The organism is Leptotrichia wadei (assembly GCF_007990445.1).
Lineage (GTDB): Bacteria > Fusobacteriota > Fusobacteriia > Fusobacteriales > Leptotrichiaceae > Leptotrichia > Leptotrichia wadei_A.
Window position 1 is genome coordinate 1,227,836 of the sequence record NZ_AP019841.1, and the last position, 19,282, is coordinate 1,247,117.

The 19,282-nt window shown below is 30.5% G+C and carries 15 protein-coding genes and 1 pseudogene; all 16 read right to left on the bottom strand.

The annotated features are described in order from the left end of the window. Nucleotides 1-62: 62 nt before the first annotated feature. Nucleotides 63-1,160: pseudogene (locus FVE74_RS05845) on the bottom strand (RNA-guided endonuclease TnpB family protein). A 286-nt stretch (nucleotides 1,161-1,446) separates the two neighbouring features. Next, a complete protein-coding gene (locus tag FVE74_RS05850) occupies nucleotides 1,447-2,403 on the bottom strand; it encodes a hypothetical protein (protein WP_147003654.1) in 957 nt (318 codons plus the stop codon). A gap of 49 nt (nucleotides 2,404-2,452) precedes the next feature. Continuing rightward, nucleotides 2,453-3,268, bottom strand: a complete 816-nt coding sequence (locus FVE74_RS05855) for a tRNA threonylcarbamoyladenosine dehydratase (protein WP_147003655.1) — start codon at nucleotides 3,266-3,268, stop codon at nucleotides 2,453-2,455. A gap of 279 nt (nucleotides 3,269-3,547) precedes the next feature. Continuing rightward, the gene (locus FVE74_RS05860; RefSeq protein WP_147003656.1) at nucleotides 3,548-4,729 is read right to left on the bottom strand and encodes a VWA domain-containing protein; all 1,182 of its coding nucleotides are present in this window, start codon (nucleotides 4,727-4,729) and stop codon (nucleotides 3,548-3,550) included. A gap of 276 nt (nucleotides 4,730-5,005) precedes the next feature. Then, nucleotides 5,006-7,285: a DUF5682 family protein gene (locus FVE74_RS05865; protein ID WP_147003657.1), complete on the bottom strand. Its 2,280-nt coding sequence runs from the start codon at nucleotides 7,283-7,285 to the stop codon at nucleotides 5,006-5,008. A gap of 14 nt (nucleotides 7,286-7,299) precedes the next feature. Continuing rightward, on the bottom strand, nucleotides 7,300-8,400 hold the full coding sequence (locus FVE74_RS05870) for an ATP-binding protein (RefSeq protein WP_015769594.1): 1,101 nt from the start codon (nucleotides 8,398-8,400) through the stop codon (nucleotides 7,300-7,302). 3 nt (nucleotides 8,401-8,403) lie between these two features. Continuing rightward, nucleotides 8,404-10,320, bottom strand: coding sequence for a hypothetical protein (locus FVE74_RS05875; RefSeq protein ID WP_147003658.1), 1,917 nt, complete (start codon nucleotides 10,318-10,320; stop codon nucleotides 8,404-8,406). A gap of 24 nt (nucleotides 10,321-10,344) precedes the next feature. Then, the gene (locus tag FVE74_RS05880) at nucleotides 10,345-11,751 is read right to left on the bottom strand and encodes an SWIM zinc finger family protein (protein WP_172617481.1); all 1,407 of its coding nucleotides are present in this window, start codon (nucleotides 11,749-11,751) and stop codon (nucleotides 10,345-10,347) included. 269 nt (nucleotides 11,752-12,020) lie between these two features. Continuing rightward, the gene (locus tag FVE74_RS05885) at nucleotides 12,021-12,794 is read right to left on the bottom strand and encodes a hypothetical protein (RefSeq protein ID WP_147003660.1); all 774 of its coding nucleotides are present in this window, start codon (nucleotides 12,792-12,794) and stop codon (nucleotides 12,021-12,023) included. Further along, the gene (ychF, locus tag FVE74_RS05890; protein ID WP_147003661.1) at nucleotides 12,766-13,869 is read right to left on the bottom strand and encodes a redox-regulated ATPase YchF; all 1,104 of its coding nucleotides are present in this window, start codon (nucleotides 13,867-13,869) and stop codon (nucleotides 12,766-12,768) included. Before ychF ends, FVE74_RS05885 begins: the two co-directional genes overlap by 29 nt. Before the next feature lie 25 nt (nucleotides 13,870-13,894). Further along, nucleotides 13,895-14,428: a uracil-DNA glycosylase gene (locus FVE74_RS05895; RefSeq protein ID WP_147003662.1), complete on the bottom strand. Its 534-nt coding sequence runs from the start codon at nucleotides 14,426-14,428 to the stop codon at nucleotides 13,895-13,897. 21 nt (nucleotides 14,429-14,449) lie between these two features. Beyond that, the gene (locus FVE74_RS05900) at nucleotides 14,450-15,223 is read right to left on the bottom strand and encodes an MBL fold metallo-hydrolase (protein WP_147003663.1); all 774 of its coding nucleotides are present in this window, start codon (nucleotides 15,221-15,223) and stop codon (nucleotides 14,450-14,452) included. 78 nt (nucleotides 15,224-15,301) lie between these two features. Further along, the gene (locus FVE74_RS05905) at nucleotides 15,302-15,742 is read right to left on the bottom strand and encodes a competence protein ComE (RefSeq protein WP_147003664.1); all 441 of its coding nucleotides are present in this window, start codon (nucleotides 15,740-15,742) and stop codon (nucleotides 15,302-15,304) included. Nucleotides 15,743-15,892: 150 nt separating this feature from the next. After that, entirely contained in the window at nucleotides 15,893-17,014 is a 1,122-nt protein-coding gene (gene yqeH, locus FVE74_RS05910) for a ribosome biogenesis GTPase YqeH (protein ID WP_147003665.1), read from the bottom strand. 143 nt (nucleotides 17,015-17,157) lie between these two features. Then, entirely contained in the window at nucleotides 17,158-18,183 is a 1,026-nt protein-coding gene (gene xerA / locus FVE74_RS05915) for a site-specific tyrosine recombinase/integron integrase (protein WP_147003666.1), read from the bottom strand. A 300-nt stretch (nucleotides 18,184-18,483) separates the two neighbouring features. Next, the gene (gene rph / locus FVE74_RS05920) at nucleotides 18,484-19,179 is read right to left on the bottom strand and encodes a ribonuclease PH (RefSeq protein WP_146964377.1); all 696 of its coding nucleotides are present in this window, start codon (nucleotides 19,177-19,179) and stop codon (nucleotides 18,484-18,486) included. Nucleotides 19,180-19,282 lie beyond the last annotated feature (103 nt).

The following is a 19,282-nucleotide window of genomic DNA, read 5'->3' on the forward strand; positions in this document are numbered from 1 at the left end:
TGTTAGCCAAATATATTTACCAAGCTCTTCGGGTAGTTCCTACCCTGTCTTCTTTTATTTTCCTAATATTCCAACATCAATTTTCCAATGTTTTTTATATTCAATGCCGCATTGTAATCTCTATCAATTTCAATCCCGCAGCACTCACATTTATAACTTCTTTCTGATAATTTCAGTTCATCTTTAACGTTTCCACATTTACTACAAGTTTTTGACGATGGAAACCACTTATCTATCTTCAAAAATTGCTTTCCTAAAAACATCAACTTATACTCAAGCATCCTCAAAAACATTCCCCATCCATTATCTCCTACACTTTTCCCAAAATTTAATGCCTGGCTCATCCCTTTCATATTCAAATCCTCAACAACCACAGCATTGTATTCTTCAGACAATTTTTTCGATAATTTATGCAAAAAATCTCTTCGGCAATTTTTGATATACTCATGCAATTTTGATATTTTTGCTTTTTGATTATACCAATTTTTAGAAAACTTTACTTTTCTCGATAATGATTTCTGTAATTTCTTCAATTTTTCCTCCAACATCCTAAAATATCTTGGATAATCAGCCCTTTGGTTTTCAGAGCTGACAAATAATTCAGACATTGAAAAATCAAGTCCGACTACTTTATCATCAATTGGGATTCTTTGAATTTCTTTTTCAAATTCCGTCAAAATAGAAACATAGTAATTTCCATTACTGTTTGTCAATGTTACCGACTTTATTCTGTAATCTTTTGGTATTTCTCTATGATATTTAAATTTTACTTTTTTCAATTTTGGCAAAACTAAATATTTATTTTCCTCAATTCAGATTGAATTACTCACACAATTTGTCGTGTAACTTTTAACATTATTCTTTTTAGATTTGAACTTTGGAAACTTCGCTCTCTTCTGAAAAAAATTCGTAAACGATCGTTTTACATTCAATTGAGCATTTGAAAGTGCCAGACTATCTACTTCTTTTAAAAATTGATTTTCACTTTTCAAACTGGCAGGTGTAACTATTTTATTTTTTCCAGTTTCTTCATAAATTTTATTAGCGATATATAAAATCGTATTGTAGACAAAACGAACACATCCAAAAGTCTTGTTTATCAACAATTCTTGATTTTTATTTGGATAAATTCTATATTTGAATGCCAAATTATATTTCATAAAATTACACCCCCTTTTGATTTTGAATATTATTTCTTTAGAAATTTTATCATTAATGATTTCTCTTCAATATTTTATACAAAAATTGTATCATAGGTGTATCCTTTTTTCAATTTTTTTACAAAAAAAGCGATTCATCTCCCACTTATAGAAGTCGGAGATTTCTTGCTATCTTTTGTTAAATTTTTTATAGTTATATTTTATCAAATTAAAGGTAGTATTTCAAGGATAAAAAAATCACAGCTAAATTAATAACTGCAATTTTCATTCTTATTTTTTTATTTTATTATTTTTTCCCAGTTCCGCTTAACTTCTCAAAAATAATAGATTTTGTAACCACATAAAGCAAAATTGCTATCAGCAACGGCAACACTATTGATGTCAGCAAAAGTATTCCAATAATAACCGGCGCATCTTCAACTAAATCATTTGAAATAGTATTTATTTCCTTTGTAAAGTTATCAATTTTACCTTTTGCGCTGTCTATTTGACCTGGGATGTTAAAAATGCTCTTTGATTGATCAAGCGACAGCATTTCATCCTTTACTTTATTTAATCTGTTTAAATCTTGATTTAATTCAACAGTTGCGGGATATTGGTACTCTTTTTGGAAATATTTTGAAATTGCTGAATTTACATATATTGCACCTGGCAAAACTATGTAAATGTAAAGCAAGACAAAAAATGAATATTTTGAAATTTTTTTGAGAATTTTTGTAACTTTATTTTTATAGATAGTATATGGAAAAACTGTAATTAATGAAATAAATGTCAAGATTGTAGCTAATTTCACTTTAAAAATTTCATAATAAATTGTTTCCAATTTTAATAGGACAACACTCGCAAGCGAAACTTTCCACAAAATATTTATCATATCATAAATAGGCTGAATAATATCTCCAATTTCAATTTCCATCCCAACAATCATACTTACATTAACTGTACTTCCTTCAATAATATCCGTAGTTCCCTTCAAAAGCGACAATGTCAAAAACATCTTTTTAGATTCTTCATAAGTCTTTTCCAAATACGGCATTGTCAAATTTTTAAAAAAATTAAAAACCGTATGCTCAAAAATCTTATCCATTATTCCAAAAATACATAAAACCAATCCAACTACAATTAATATTTTTACTAAAAGATTCTTTTTCTCAGAATCCCATTTTGGAGAATTATCTTTCTGATTTTTCTCTAAATTTTTCTCGTTTCCCGCTGCCAAAACAGCCTCATTTTTTTCTGCCAATTAATCTCACTCCTTTTTTCATTTTTCTTTTATTATTTTTTTATTTAAATCAATCCCATTCTAAAATTTTTCTCACAACATAAGAAGCCAGCACAAGCCCAGCTGTTCCAGGCACAAATGAATTACTTCCAGGCGTAGTTTTTCTCGGAATTTCATTATTTTCCCTAAATTCAGTCGGCAATTCTTCCTTAAATAATTCCGATTTATCAGGTTTAACTGGAATTTCCCTTGAATATACAACTGGTACATTTATAATTTTTTTCTTTTTTAAAATACTTCTAATCGTTCTTGCCATCGGACAAACAGATGTATTTTTTATTTTTGCAATTTCTACCATTTCTGGATGCATCTTATTCCCAAATCCCATCGAAGAAATAATATTTATTTTATTTTTTACACAATATTCGATCAAATTAACTTTACTCCCAATCACATCAATAGCATCCACCACAAAATCATATTTACAATTTTTCTTACTATTATCCAAATCTTTTGATTCTTCCAAATTTTCAACCTTCTCAAAATTTCCTAAAACTTCCTCAATATCATCGGCTATCAGCTTTTTCACAAGTTCAACTTCACATTCAGGATTAATATCCAAAATTCTATCCTTCATAATCTCAACTTTAGACTTCCCAATCGTGCTTCTAAGCGAATGAAGCTGTCTATTAATATTCGACTCTGAAATCTCATCAAAATCAACCATCGTAATATGCCCAACTCCAGCCCTTGCCAGAGCCTCCACAGTATAAGACCCAACTCCTCCAACTCCAAAAACTATAACTCTTGAATTATTCAACTTTTCAATCCCATCTTCTCCAACCATCATTGAAAATCTGGCAAATGTCTGATTCTTATTATCCATATTTAAAATATTTCTCCTTTTCAACACTTATTTTTAATCATTTACAAAAGTATAAAAATCCCAATAAAAACAGCATCTTTAAATTTTTATCTTTTTTTTTCTCTCTATTTTTACTCTAATTAATTTTTTTAATTTTACATATACTTTTATTTACAAAAGCAAAATTTCAAATAGATTAGACTTCTACTCCTCTCATATCTTTTAAATTTTAAAATTTTCGCCCCTATTATATCACAAATTTAAAAAATGTAAATAGCCAAAATATAAAAATTTTATTATTTATTTTTTCTTGCTAAACTCTTTCTCAAATGAACTCAAATCCATATTTTTCAACACTCTCTCAAGTAAAAGTGGCAAATTTTCAGGATTACAAGCAAAACATGGAATTCCAAGTGAAGCAATTTTTCCAGACATTTGTGAGTCATAATAAGGTTTTCCATCTCCAGATATTGCTAAAAGACAAACTACTATTACTCCCGAATCTTTCATTTCTTGTAATCTTTTTAGCATTTCACCACGGTTTCCACCTTCAATTAAATCAGAAATTAGAAAAAATATTGTTTTTTTCGGATTTTCGATATATTTTGTACAATATTTGATTGATTTATTGATATTTGTTCCACCACCTAGTTGAAATCCGTACAATAAATCAACTGGATCATCTGATTTTTCTGTCAAATCTACAATTTCAGTATCAAAAGCTACCACACGTGTTTTCAGTGAAGCGATACTTGCTAAAATACACGCCATTACTGAAGAATAAATTACAGATTCTCCCATCGATCCACTTTGGTCAATATCCAAAATGACTGTAAATTTACTTGTGGGATTAACGCTTGCCCTCTCAAAAAAATAATAATGTTCTGGAACAATTTTTTTTAATTCCCTGTTGTAATTTTTTATCCCTCTTCGTATCGTTGTTTTAAAATCCAAAGATGACGCAGATGGAATTGGCGAGTGTTGTTTCTTGTTAAGTGCTGCTCTAACTGCTCTTCTAATATCACTTTCCAACAATTTATTAATTTCCTCTACAATTTTTTTTATAAAATTTCTAACACTTTCTTTACTTTTTTGCGGGATTTGCTCTTTCAAAAGCATAATTGTTGAAGCAAGATTTATGTTAGGCTCTACTTGATCCAATATTTCAGGCTCAAAAAGCAATTGTTTCAATCCACATCTTTCCATCGCATCCGTCTGAATAATTTTCACCAATTCTTTATCAAACAAAGTTCTAACATCTCCAAGCCATCTACTAATTTGTGGATTAGACGGACCTCGCCCAGCAGAGTCTCCACCCATAAATTGTCCTGTCGGATTATAAATCGCATCCAATGCCTTATCCATCAACCAATCTTCCTCTGTAAAACTTGGAATAGCTTCTGAATCCATAGACGAAAATTCTTCTTCCGTATCTTTTCCAAGAATTAATCGCCAACGTTTTATATCTTCTTTATAGTCCATTTTTACACCTCCTTAATATTTTAAAAACTAAATTTATATATTAATGATTTAATTATTTTTTTGTTTTTTGTCTATTACTCTGTTGATTCTCTCTAAAAAATTCTCTGGAAGATTTGTAATTTTAGCAAAATTATTAAATAAAAAAGTCTTGTTATAGAAAACTACAACAAGACCGATGGTCTAAACGACCGATTCATCTTATTGTAAGAATACCATAAAAAATTATTTTTGTCAATTACCTTATTTTCAATTTTTCTTTCAAAAAATTATTTTCAATCAAATATCATCAAAATCAAATTCTTCTAATCCTGCAATTATTTCTTTCTCATTTTCTCCCAGATCATCATTTATTACAGCACTTACATCATTTTTATTCAAGCCCCATGTTTCTGCGATATTTTCGGCAATATCGTGCTTTTCATTTGAAGTAAAGTCAGCAAAAGCTCTTCTTAAAAATAATAATGCTCTTTTAAATTCTTCCTCATCTAAGTTTGAAATATAGTTTTGGAGTTTTTCCCAAAGTCCAAGTCTTGCAATTAAGGTATAATGATTTTTCATCGATAGACCTTCAAACCAAGTTGCCCCTAAATCTGCGGGAACTCCTTTTGATAATCTTTTTTCGACTTCTTTTCCAAGTACTTCATTATCAATTTTTCCAGCTTCCAGTAATATAGCCATTGCAAGTCCTGAAATTTTTGTATTTAAATCATCTCTTTTTGAAATTTCTAAAAGAAGTGAGTACCATCTTTCTCTATCTAAAAAATCATGATTTTCAACTACAGTATGCATTATTATTATACTTTTAGCTAGTTCTACTGCTGCATTATTGTCGCAAAAAGACTCGCTCGGCAATATTAAGCAAACTCTTAAAAAAAGTTGCTCAAGAATAGGAATCAGAACTTTTGTATCTAATTTTCTGATATCGCCATAACGAAGCATTAGTGATAAAGTTGACATTGTCTTGGCTATTTCATCAATAGGGACGTCACCTGTTATAAAATTTTGTAACGCTTGAAATGCTTTTTCTAGTGCTTTTGGCATTCCGCAATAAAAGGCATCTTTCACTATTTCTGCCATTTCTGACAGTGTTTTTGCACCTTCTATTCTTTGCATCAATTCAAAAGCTGTTGCAAATTCAATTGTATCTCCTTTTAAGATTGTTTCCACAATTTCAATTTCTGTTTCTGGTTTCCATTGTAAAATCCATTCTTCTGCCCAAGTTGTATTTTCTTGGCGATTCCCAATAAGTTTTGCAAACGAAATATTCAAAACTCTCAATTTATGAAAAAAGAATGAACGCTCCAAGTCCATAAATGCTAATTTTTCTGATTGAACCCTTAATTTTTCCCTCAAATCTAATTTTATTTCTGTCGCTGTTAATGAACGATATTTTTCAAGTTTCAATTCCTTCAATAAATTGTAAAAATCTGACTGTATTGACGTTTGAATAGCTTCCTTTGGAATACTTCCTATTTTTTTCCCAACTTCAACATTCGCCATTGCTAAAACTAGTTCTGAGTAGCTTCCGTGTGCCATACAAGTAATCGCTGCATCTTTTATATCCTTCAACGTCGGTATTTTCCCATCGTGCAAATTTGCCAATGAAGTTGCTAGATGGACTGCCTCTATAATTTGAGCTGACGATACCATATTTCCATTTTCCCTTTGATATTCTGCAATTTTACTTAAATACATATATGTCGCAAAAAGTGGGTCTTCTTTTTCTAAACCATTCCACAAAAATTCATAATACCCTGGCGCCTTATTTCCAGCTCCATAATTTGAATAAGTCGACAATTTATAGTAAGAATAAGGCATTAACGTTTTTTTAGATTCTAATTTTGGTAATTTTTTGATTTCCTTTTCAGTCAAAATCAATTTGCCACTTTCTATTCCTTCAACATGAAAAGCCCCAACAACCATAGCAATTTCATCTATTTTGTAGCCTTCTTTACACACATCAGAAACGACTTTACACATGTACGACTCTCTAATAATATTTTTCGCATCAGACACCGTATTTGATAAAGTCAACTCCCTCAAATGTTTCCCATAATCTTTCGCTCCACTACGATATGCCTTATAATCAGAAGCCTGTTCCACTACTCTTTCCCAAAAGACTTCATCATCTGAATCTTCCGAATATTCATTAATTTTTCTATAAATGTAGGCATTCAAATTTTCCTCTGGATTCTCATCTAAATTTTTCTTTACACTTTCTACACCTAAAAAAATTGAAGATGGCAAATCACAAAATCTACACTCTACTCCATTTTCCTTTGCCCATAAAATAGCTTGATATTCTGGAGAAAACTCTGCAAATGGATATACTATTGTCTGGATAGGCGCTTCTAAAGTGTAAGCCATTACAGCAATTGGCGGAACAATATTTTTTCCAGTAATTTCGCTAATAAGTTCATTAAAATCAGAAGGCCCTTCTATCAAAACGATTTTTGGCTGTATTTCATCTAAATAATTTTTCAAATAATGTGCTCCAGCTGGTGAAAAATGCCTAACTCCGAATATATTCGGTTTTCCTTCATTTTGTTTTTTCATTTATTCCACCGCCTTTATTTAGTAGCTTTGTTAAGTGCCTTACATTCTTTGTAAAGATCCAGCCATTCTGAACCTCGTTTTTTCATAATATTTTCCAAATATTCTTCCCAAATTTGCCCATCTTTACTATCTTCTTTTACTACAGCTCCCTGCAATCCTGCCGCCAAGTCATAATCTGATATCTCTCCATCCCCAAAACTTCCAGCCAACGCCATACTATTCGCTAAAAGTGAAATAGCTTCTGCAGTCGATAACACATTTGCAGTCGGCTTTATCTTTTGTCTTCCATCTAACGTAACACCTTGACGCAATTCTCTAAATACCGTACAAACTTTTTCAATAACTTCCTCTTCAGGCAATTTCGCATTTAAATCCAAATTTCCTGCAAGTTGCGTAACTCTACTTCTAACAATATCTATCTCTGCTTCAAGTGTATTCGGACTTGGTAACACCACAATATTAAAACGTCTCTTTAACGCTGCCGACATTTCATTAACTCCCTTATCACGAGTATTCGCAGTTGCAATAATAGAGAACCCTTTTTTAGCTGGAATTTCTACATTCAATTCAGGTACACTCATTCTTTTTTCTGACAACAAAGAAATCAACGCATCTTGCACTTCTGACGCACAACGAGAAATTTCTTCTACTCTAGCAATCGCCCCATCTTCCATCGCTTTATAAATCGGACTTGGTATCAATGCATCTTTTGTAGGCCCTTCTGCAATCAACATCGCATAATTCCAAGAGTATCTAATTTGCTCTTCAGTCGTTCCCGCTGTCCCTTGAATAACTCGTGTCGAATCTCCATTTATCGCCGCCGTCAAATGCTCCGACAACCAAGATTTCGCAGTTCCTGGCTCCCCAATCAACAACAATGCCCTATCCGTAACCAAAGTCGAAATTGCAATCTCAACCAATCTTTTATTTCCAATATATTTAGGCGTTATCACTTTTCTTCCAGCTTTACCTCCACAAATATACGTCAACACTGATTTAGGTGACATTTTCCATCCAGTAGGTATTGGATTTTTTTCCGCCTTAATTAACGCATCAATTTCATCTTGAAACATCTGTTCTGCTGTTAATCTTTGTAATTCTTCTTTTTTAGCCATTTTTTACAACTCCTTCACTTTCATTCCATTATTTAACTCTTCTAGCCATTTTTCACATAAATTTATAGACATTCTTTTTGTTTTTTTATCCATTTCAAATAATTCTTCAATTTGCTTTATTAATTCACTTTCAGATATAGGAACTTCATTTAAAATGTATCCTATTGATCTTACTCTATTATGTAATTTAGGTGCATTTTTTTCTATATCTATCTTTCCTTTAAGAAAATCCTTATAATCTGTCCATCCCAATTTATTTAAGAATACTATATCATCATTGTAAGGAATACGAGAAAGAATAATATTATAGTAAAATGCTCCGTATTTTTCTTTCATTCCCTTTATATCTGGATTATATAAGCTCTTTAAATCTCTATGATATGAACTGTAATAATTCCAATTTCCATAGAAATCATCTTCAATATTAAAGATTATATTATACCATTTTTTATCAAAACCATTTAACTTTATTTTCATAACACTATAATCATTTATATTTTGCCAATATAAAATATATTCTTTATTTTCTTCATCATAGTGAATATGGAAAATTACATTAAATAATGTACTAAAATCCTCTTGAACTTTAGCTTCTTCCTTATTTTTAGAAAGTTTATTATTAGCAAAGAATGTATGGAATAATTTTTTTATTCCTTTTTCATCTTTTTCTGCTCCTGCAAATTTAGAAAAATTCTTATATGTAGTTTCAGGTTTATCTTTAATAAGTGAAATTAAAAATTCTTGTTCTAAGAACTCTCCTTCATATATCTTAGACAGTTTCTTTATTAAATTCGTAATTTCTTTATTTATTTCGGTTACTATGTAATGGCTTAAAATTCTTTTTACAGCAGCTTTATTATAAGGATACAGTTCTTTGTATAATGATAAAGTTTTTTCTGTTCTTTTATTTGAACTAACTGAACACAATTCTGCAACCTCTTCTTGAACTTTTCTTCTTTCTTCTTTTGTTTTTAATGTTTTATTTTTTAAATCTTCTGTATATTCTTTAATATAATTATTAATATAATCTGATACCCATTGCTGCTCTGTTCTCGCCATATATTCCATATTTTCAAACGGTTTTTTTCTAAAAAATTTATCCCACTCTTTTTTGACTCTCTCATCATCCATATACGCAAGACTTTCAAAAACTTTATTCTTCAATTTCCCACGTTCTTTTTTCATTAAATCTAAAAGATAATCAACGTTATCCTGATCATATACCAAAGCTCCAATTGCAACTTCTTTCACTTCTTTTCCACCATTTTCAACACAATATTTATAAAATTCATTTTCCTCACCTTTACAAATATCCTCGATAATTTCCAATCGAGCAATCATTTCCTTTTTACCTTGAGGATTAAATCCTTCTTTCAATAGCGGAACTATCTCTTTCCCCTGTTTCTTTAACATTTTAATCATTAAATCTATAATTCCAGAATAACTATCATTAAGTCCGTTTATCATAAATTTTTTCACTCTAAAATCATTCACTATTTCAGGATTATCCCATCGCAATGTCGAATCAATAACTCTGAAACGACCACCACCAGTTCCTTTAAATGCAGCAATTAATTCACTCAACTCACTGTAATGAAGTTCTTGATAAAAATTTTCTTTTCCAGCAGTCGTTTCTATTTTTTGCAAATTATCACCAGTATAAGTTGTCGCTTGGGTACAAAGCACCGCATCAAGCAAAGCCAACAAATCTAAAAATAAATCACATTTATCTTCCTCATCGCCTTCAATCAATTTTTGCCCCATTTCATAAATTTGTTTAAATACTTTGGCAACCGAAGCATACCCCTTCATTTGATCAACAGCTCTTTGTAAACGAAAATCATCTTTCACCAAATTTATCCCAACAATTGAAACATTTTCAAGCCTATTCTTCAATTCATATAACGGTTCTAAATTCATTTTTTCTCCTTCCTAAACTTCATTCTAAAATCCAAAACGAATAATTTTATCATCAGTTATGATACTTTGTGCTTGGGCATAAATATTTCTACCTTCATAAAATAATTTTACAAACATCACTTGATTTTCCAAACATTCATTTGGCAAAAGTTCATAGAAATTTTCTGAAAATTCCTTATTTTTCTTATCTCTAAGCTCTATCATCTTTTGATTTTTATCAATTAAAATATATTTTTTCTTACCTTCTTCTTCAACAAACATAATTTTTTCAAATTCTAGTAATAAAGCCACTTCATTATTTGTCAAAATATTTTTTAATTCATTTTTAGCAATTTTTACAGCATGATCTATATTTTGAGCATGTTTTTTTATCTCTTTGTAACAAGAACTTTCAATTTTATCAAAACTAGCAGCATCCCATCTTATTCTCTTATTAACTCCACCTGGATAAAAAGTTAATGTAGGCACCGTCAATAATGAAAAATTAGAATTTTCCTGCTTAATATATTTCATCGCCGAACGAGGTCTATAATTGGCAGTATATGACACTTCCCCACTCTCTAAATCAATCCAGTATCCACAATCTGTAAAAATCTTACTAGCCTCATCATAATTCACTTCAAATGAAAGCTGCACCAATCTCGCATTTTCCTTTTTTAACCCCAAATCATTCAACTGAGTTAACTTCCACACGCCTCCTAAATCCTCATACAACGTATTATCCGTCAATTCTGGATCATTTTTTTCAAGTTGCTCATTCAAAAACTCTCTACCTTTTTTCTCAATCGCCCTTAACTTTTTCAAACATTCTAAAGCTGTCTGATAATGTCCCTTATCTTGATCCTCTTTATACGCCTGAATTTCCAAAAGTAATCTTTGAAACAAAACTTGTGGTCCCGGCAAATAATAATCTCCCAATTGCTTTACAATATCTCTATACTCTGTAATCGAAATGCTTCCCATTGCAGAAAGTCCAACTTTCAATAATTGCGAACTTATTTTCTTTATCAAATCTAGCCCTTCAAATTGCTTTTTAATTTTCTTTGTTCTAGCTGCTTTAGATGTCTTTGAAGGAGATTTCTTTTTAGTTTCCTTTTCCTCGTTTGCCTTTTTAGCCTTCGATTTTTCCTTTTTTTCTCTCTTTGCTAAAATATCTTCTGGTATTTCACACTCCTCAAATTTTTCTTCTTTCAATATCTCAAATAACAAAGCTAATCCATGCTTACAAGGAAATTGTCTGCTTGGACAAGTACATCGTGTAACAGGATTTTCCTCATCAATAAAATCTACTGAAACCGTATAATTCGATTTTCCACTTCCTTTACATTCACCCATATACAAAGTATCATCAGCAGAACGCCATAATCTCAAAAATGCCCCTTTATCGCAAAGTTTTTTTGCATTTGAAATTGCCGAAGCATTCGGAGCCATAGCAATAATCCTGCTCTCTTCTAATTTCTTCACAATATAAACCTCCTTTATTTTTGTTAAAAATTTACTCGATTTTTTATTCAGATTTTTAATTCGTTTAGGTTTATTATATCATAATTTTTTTATAAACTAAACTCTATTTAAAATTATATTTTATAATATTCTCTGTTTAAAAAGCAAATATTTATTTTCATTAAGAACTTGAATATATTTTTGCTAAATAAAAAATCGTTGCTTTTTATCACAACGATTATTTTAAATGTTTTATTTTAATAATTATATTCCTGAATTATTTTTCCATCTTCTCCATACTCTTTTTGCAAAAATATTTTTCCATTTTCTAAATGACTTTCCATTTCCAATTTTCCAGTCTTAGAATTATATCTCCAGATAATTCCCGTTTTATTAGCCAAACTTTCTTTTTTTACAATTTCTCCTGTATTTATATCATATATTTCATAATATTCCACATAATCTTTAAAATCATCTGGATTACTAAATGGATGAAAATTATTTTTCTTTCTCAAAGTAGATTTTCTATAAAGTTTTCCATTATCATAATATTCTTCCATTTCTCCAACTGGTTTACCGCTTTTATAATTTAATTTTAAAGAATTTTCATTACCAAATCCAAAAGATTTATCAACATACATTTCCCCAACAGGTCCACTTTGATTATATTGTACAGAAAATTCTAATTTGCCAGTTTTTGAATCTCTTGCTTCAAATTTTACCATTCTTCCATTTTTTATTTCAAAAGTTAGTGTTCCAGAAATATCCAAATCATCAACATAAAGATATCTCAATATAAATACTCTAAATGAAACATTCGTGTTTTCACATTTGTAAATACCATTTTTAAAAGGAATATTTGTTTTTCCAGTATATGGATTAAATTTTTTCTTACTATCTCCACCTTTAAAATATTTACAAACTTCTAAAGTCTGGTTATCTGTATTACCAAATATAACTATTGAACTAAATAAAAGAAGAAAAAGAAAAATTATTTTTTTCTTAAACATTAAATCTAAAGAACATAACATCCCCATCTTGCACAATATACTCTTTCCCTTCAAGCCTCATTGCACCTTTCTCTTTAGATCCATTCCATCCATTTAGCTCAATAAATTTATCAAACGAAACAACTTCTGCCCGAATAAATCCTTTTTCAATATCCGTATGAATTTCACTAGCTGATTTTTGTGCATTTGTTCCTTGCTTAATTGTCCAAGCTCTGACTTCCTTCACTCCAGCCGTAAAATATGTAATTAATCCCAATAATTTAAATCCAGCACGAATTAATCTATTTAAACTTGGCTCTTTAATTCCAAGTTCATCAATGAACATTTGTCTTTCTTCTTCATCTTCAATTTCAATTAATTCAGCCTCCACTTTTGCTGAAAAAGTCACAACTTCGCTGTCATACTGTTTTGCAAATTCCCTAACTTTTTTTACATAGTCATTCTCAGTCCCGCTTGTCAAGTCATCTTCAGAAATATTTGCCGCAAACATCATTGGTTTTACTGTCAAAAATTGATAAACTTTTATTAATTCTTCTTCTCTTTGAGTAAATTCTAAAGTTTTTAACAATTTAAATTCTTCCAAATGTGCCTTACATCTTTCAAGAACTGCAAGTAATTCCTTTCCTTCAGCGTTTCCGCCACGAGCCAGTTTCTGGTTTTTCTGAATTGCTCTTTCAACAGTTTCCAAATCAGCAAAAATAAGTTCCGTATTGATTGTTTCAATATCTCTAATTGGATCAACGCTTCCTTCCACATGAATAATGTTGTCATCGTCAAAACATCTCACAACTTGGCAAATCGCAGCCGTGTTTCTAATATTTGACAAAAACTGATTACCAAGCCCTTCCCCTTTAGAAGCACCTTTTACAAGCCCTGCAATATCCACAAATTCAACTGTCGCTCCAACTGTTCTCTCTGGATTAATAATTTTTTCCAATTCTTTTAGTCGTGGATCTGGTACACTCACAAGACCCACATTTGGCTCAATTGTCGCAAACGGATAATTTGCTGCTTCTGCATTTTGTGTCTTTGTTATTGCATTAAATAATGTTGATTTTCCTACATTTGGTAATCCTACAATTCCTATTCCTATCATTCTTTTTTGTTTCCTCTCTTCTTTTTTATAATTTTTCTAAAATTTTTATCAATTTCCACTTTTCCTTGTCTGTTGCCTTAAACAAATAGGAAATATCATAAATCGGCACAATCTTAATTTCTCCGTAAAAATCAAATACTTTTCCAACTAAATCCTTTATATCCTCTTTTTCATCATTTTCCAAAAGCGATCTAGTCGCTCTTTCTCCAACTGTTACAATATATTTGGGATTTATCAAGGCAATTTGCGTTATCAAAAACTCATTGCATTGCGAAATGCTTTCCTGCTCGATTAAATTCCCATGAGAACTGCATTTTGTAAGTGTTGTAAAGTAGCATTTCTTCAAATCTAGCTTTGAATATTCCAAAAATCTTTTAAAATATTTTCCATTTTTGTCATTAAGAAGCTGCTGCTTTATATCCTCTTCCTCACTTACGCTATCCAATACAAACAGTACCTCTGCCTTTTCATTCCCTTCTCCGACAATCGGATTAATTCGAGTTCTTTCCAAAATACATTTAGTACAGATGTCGATTTCTAATTTTAAGTCATTCCACATAACTTTTCCTTTATCCATTTTTTATATTTTATAAATTTCCGTTCCTTTTTCATCAATAACTTCAATTTCCAAATGACTTTTATTTTCCCGCTCTAAAATTTCATACAGTGAATTGTATGCCAATTCAGGCGTATTGTTATCTTTGCTTATATGCATCAAATAGACTTTTTTTAATTTTTCATTAAGCACTTGGGCAATCAATTTTGATGCCTCTGCATTTGACAAATGCCCATTTCTCCCCTTCACACGATTTTTAAGTTCCCAATGGTAAGGTCCTGTCATCAGCATATTATAGTCATAGTTACTTTCCAGAACGATTACATCGCTATTTTTCAGATTTTCCTTAATAATATTGTTCACACATCCAACATCGCTAGCATAAGATAATTTCTTCTCTTTATACTCAAACGTATATCCTAAGCATTTTTTAGCATCGTGCATTACTTCAAAATTATTAATTACACAATCTCCGATTACAACTTTGTCTTTCCTTATAAAATTCAAATTCTTTTTATCAATTTTCCCAATTTTTTCCCTAATAACGCTATAAGTCATTTCATGAAGATAAATTGGAATATCATATTTTCTCGACACAACTCCAAGCCCCTGAATATGGTCAGAATGCTCATGCGTTACAAATATCCCAGTTATATCTTCAATTCTCTTTTCAATATTATTCAATTTTTCCGCAATTTTTTTCCCGCTAAATCCTGCATCTACCAAAAATTTCTTATTCCCCATCTCAATATAGCTGGAATTTCCGCTGCTTCCACTTCCCAAACTTGAAAATTTCATTATTTTTCAATCTTCTTTCTAACTGAGTTTTTATTTTTACTTAATCCTCAAACTCCCCGCTTTTAAAACTCTCAAATTCTAAATATTTGGCGAAATAGTTCCCTTCACTTCATCGTAAACCCATCCGCCTTTTTTATCCTTTTTTGTCACAATTCTATTGCTTTGTTCCCTGTCATCCTTTATACTTTCAGGAATTTCATAAATTTTTTCACTTCCATAAAAAGTTTCAAAATTATATTTTCCATCTGCACTTTTCACACTTTTAAGATTGTCTTCAAGCCCTGCCAATTTAGGATTTGCACCTGTTACTTCCTGAAATTTCTTTACTGCATTTTGCAATTTCACAGTTTCCACTTGAATATCTGCATTTATAAGTTTATCAACTTTTCTTGAAAAAAGTATAATAACATTAAAAATTGCAATAAATAAAACTATAAGAAAGACTACTCCTCGAAAAATAATCTTTCTAGTTATTTTTGCCCTATTATTCCCATAATAATAATCATTATCGAAAGCCATTTTCCTAAATGAAATTTAAAAATTTCATATTCTCCCTTCTAAAAATTATTTCTAGTCCATTTGTAAAATCTATAAACTCTCATTAACACAATTTTTTATTTTAATCTTGTGTACTTTTATCCACTTTTCAATATTTTAATTCTTAAAAAATTATTTTTTATTCTTAAAAATTGATGGTCTCACAATCACTTTTACCTGCTTTGGAATTTCCAGCTGGATCTTTAAAGGCCCTCTTTTAACGTTAATCCATCCAAGCCCCGCAATTGCCAGTTCCTCATTTTCTTCAATTTCAACTTCACAAGTTACAAATTCATTTTGAAAATATTTTTCCTTTTCATCCTTTTGCAAAATTTCAAAAAAACTCCCATTCAGCAAGTCTTCCACTCTTTCCTCACGAGTCACATGAAATTTCACGCTTTTTGAAGCATAAGCAGAGAAAATCGGCTTGCTTCCACTTTCCAAAAGTTCATTTCCCAACACTTTAAATCTGCAGAAAGCATCAAACATAAACACTTGATTTTCTTCCAGTTTAAAAGTTTTTCTTGAAATTTCCCCCGCTGGCACAAGTTTCAATCCACTTTCCACGCTAATCAAATCAGAAATTCTCCCATCTGGAATAAGCCCAGGCGTATCAATTATCGTAATTTCACTATTTGGAATTTTATTATTAATTGACTTTAAAGTTGTCCCTGAATATTTTGAAGTTGTTATTCTATTATTTCCCAAAAGTAAATTTATAACTGAAGATTTCCCAGCATTTGAAACTCCCAGAACTGTTGCCTTAACCTTTTTGTTTGGAAAAATATTTTTAATTTTTCTAATTATCCCATTTATTCCATATTTGCTTTTAGCACTAATAAAGGCAATGTCATCAGGCACAATATCCTCTTCAGCAAGCCTGTCCTTTATCCAGTTTGAAATTTCTGCTGGATGTATAAAATCAGGCATAAGATCAATTTTATTAACCAAAATTATTGATCTATAATCCCTCAAATAATCCAGAATTTCCTCAGTAAATGAACCTTCAAAGTCAATAATATCAAAAATTGGCAATATTATATCTGACTTTTTCACACTTTCATTTACTTCCTTCAGATAATCCTCCCTGCTAAAATTATTTACAAGATTTTCCCCATAATTTTTAATCTTAAAGCATCTTTGACAAAGCAAATTATCCTGCATCACAAATTTTTCTTCAGGAACATACCCCTCCTTATTTTTATCTTCAAACTGCAGCTCAATCCCGCAGCCACTACATTTCTTTTTAATCAAAATTTCCTCCATTTTCTTCTAAATCTTTTAATTTAATAATATTTAAACGTTCAACGTCCGATAAAATAATTTCTTATTTTAAAAAAATAACAATTTCCAATTTTAGAATATTTATTTTATTAATTTTAATCTTCAAAATAAACTTATTCCTTAGATAACGGATGCGTACTCATATAAATATCCCGCAACAAAGATTTGCTCACATGTGTATAAACTTGTGTCGCAGCAATGCTGCTATGCCCCAGAAGTTCCTGCAAATACCGAATATCTACGCCATTATTCAAAAGTTCCGTTGCAAACGAATGTCTAAATACATGCGGCGTTATTTCCTTTTCTATTCCAGCCTCATGTGCATGTGCTGAAATCAGCCTTCTAAGTGAACGTGTCGTCAATTTTTTCCCTTTACTGTTTACAATAAGCACTTCCCTAGTATAATTAGCATACTGCTTCTTTTTTTCTTCTATGTACTTTATAAGCCACTTTTTCGCATTTTCACTAAAGAAAGTAATCCGTTCCTTGTCACCCTTTCCAACAACCCGAATTTCCCGTTCTTCAATATCAATCATAAATTCACTTAAATTGATAAGTTCAATTGAACGAAGTCCGCTGGAATAAAGCAATTCAATAATCAATCTGTCACGAATTCCGGTAATTTTCTCTGTATTTATAACATGCCTTAAATTATTCAAATCATCTCGATTAATCACATTCGGCAATTCCTTTTCAAATTTCGGGACATTTATATAAGAAGCCTTATTTGTTTCAATAACTTTTATTTCCTGAAGATATTTAAAAAATGTCCTTAGCGCTGAAATTTTCCTATTTATGCTTCTTTTAGAAACAGGCTTTAATTTTGCCTTTTTATTGGAACTTTTTACATTTTCATCTTTTTCAAGCCTTTTAGGAGAATTTAAATAGGCAATAAATGATCTGAAAGTCATCATTTCAATTTCCTCAAAATTATGAATTTCTTCATATTCCTCAAGATACTCCATAAACTGAAGCAAATCTCGCCGATAACCTCTAATTGTATTGAAACTCTTACCAAGAATAACTTCTTCATAATATAAAAATTTATCCACATACATCACAAGATTTTCATTTCTTCTAATTTCTTGTTCATCTTCATTATTTCCCTTTGTCAATTTATCATTTATATCATTTTCCATTTAAATTTCTCCAATTTTAATTTCTTAAAGTTCCTAATTTCCACAGTTGCTTACAAAAATCTATAATCCTGTTAATACTATTTTTTATTTTTCTTTATTTTCAACTTTTAATAAGCCAAATACTATTTTTTATTTTATAATACTCACATTAAAAAACAGAAATCCTATTTTATATACAAAATCTTGATTTCTTGCATAACTAATTCACTATTTAAATGAAAATACTGTTAAAACTTTTACTTTCTATAATTGTCAATCAGATATAATAAATAATTAGATTTTCTATAAAAAAATAAAAAATTATAAACTAAATAATTTATCAAAAGCATTTTTTGAAAGTTCTATAAATTTTAAAAGTTCAGCCTGTGTAAATGTTGCTTCTTCTCCTGTTCCTTGCAATTCGATAAATTCTCCCTTGTCATTCATTACAATGTTCATATCCACGTCAGCCTTTGAATCCTCTTCATATTCCAAGTCAAGAAGCAGCTCATTATGCACTTTTCCAACACTTATTGCCGCAACTTTTGATTTTATCGGAATTTCCTTTAACTTTCCCTGATCAATCAGCTTTTCAACTGCCAGTTCCAAAGCAAGATAAGCCCCTGTTATTGAAGCCGTTCTAGTTCCGCCATCAGCCTGAATCACATCGCAGTCAATCATTACTGTTCTTTCTCCCAGTTTTTCCAAATCTATTGCTGCTCTCAATGCCCTTCCAATTAAACGCTGAATTTCCATAGTTCTTCCGCTAAGCTTTCCCTTTGCTGACTCCCTTTGGACACGTGTATGCGTAGCTCTGGGAAGCATGCTGTATTCAGCAGTTATCCAGCCTGAATTTGTTCCCTTTAGCCATCTTGGAATTTTTTCCTCAATTGTAGCATTACAAATAACTTTTGTATTTCCAAATTCGATTAAAACTGAACCTTCTGGATGAATAATATAATTTTTAGTCACTTTCACTTCACGCATTTCATCATTTCTTCTATTATTATTTCTCACATTTTCTCCTAATTTTTAATTTCTTAGCCATTTCCAAAAATCTATAAATTACTATTAATGCAACATTTATTGCTTTTCAATTCTTAACAAGGGGTAAAGACCC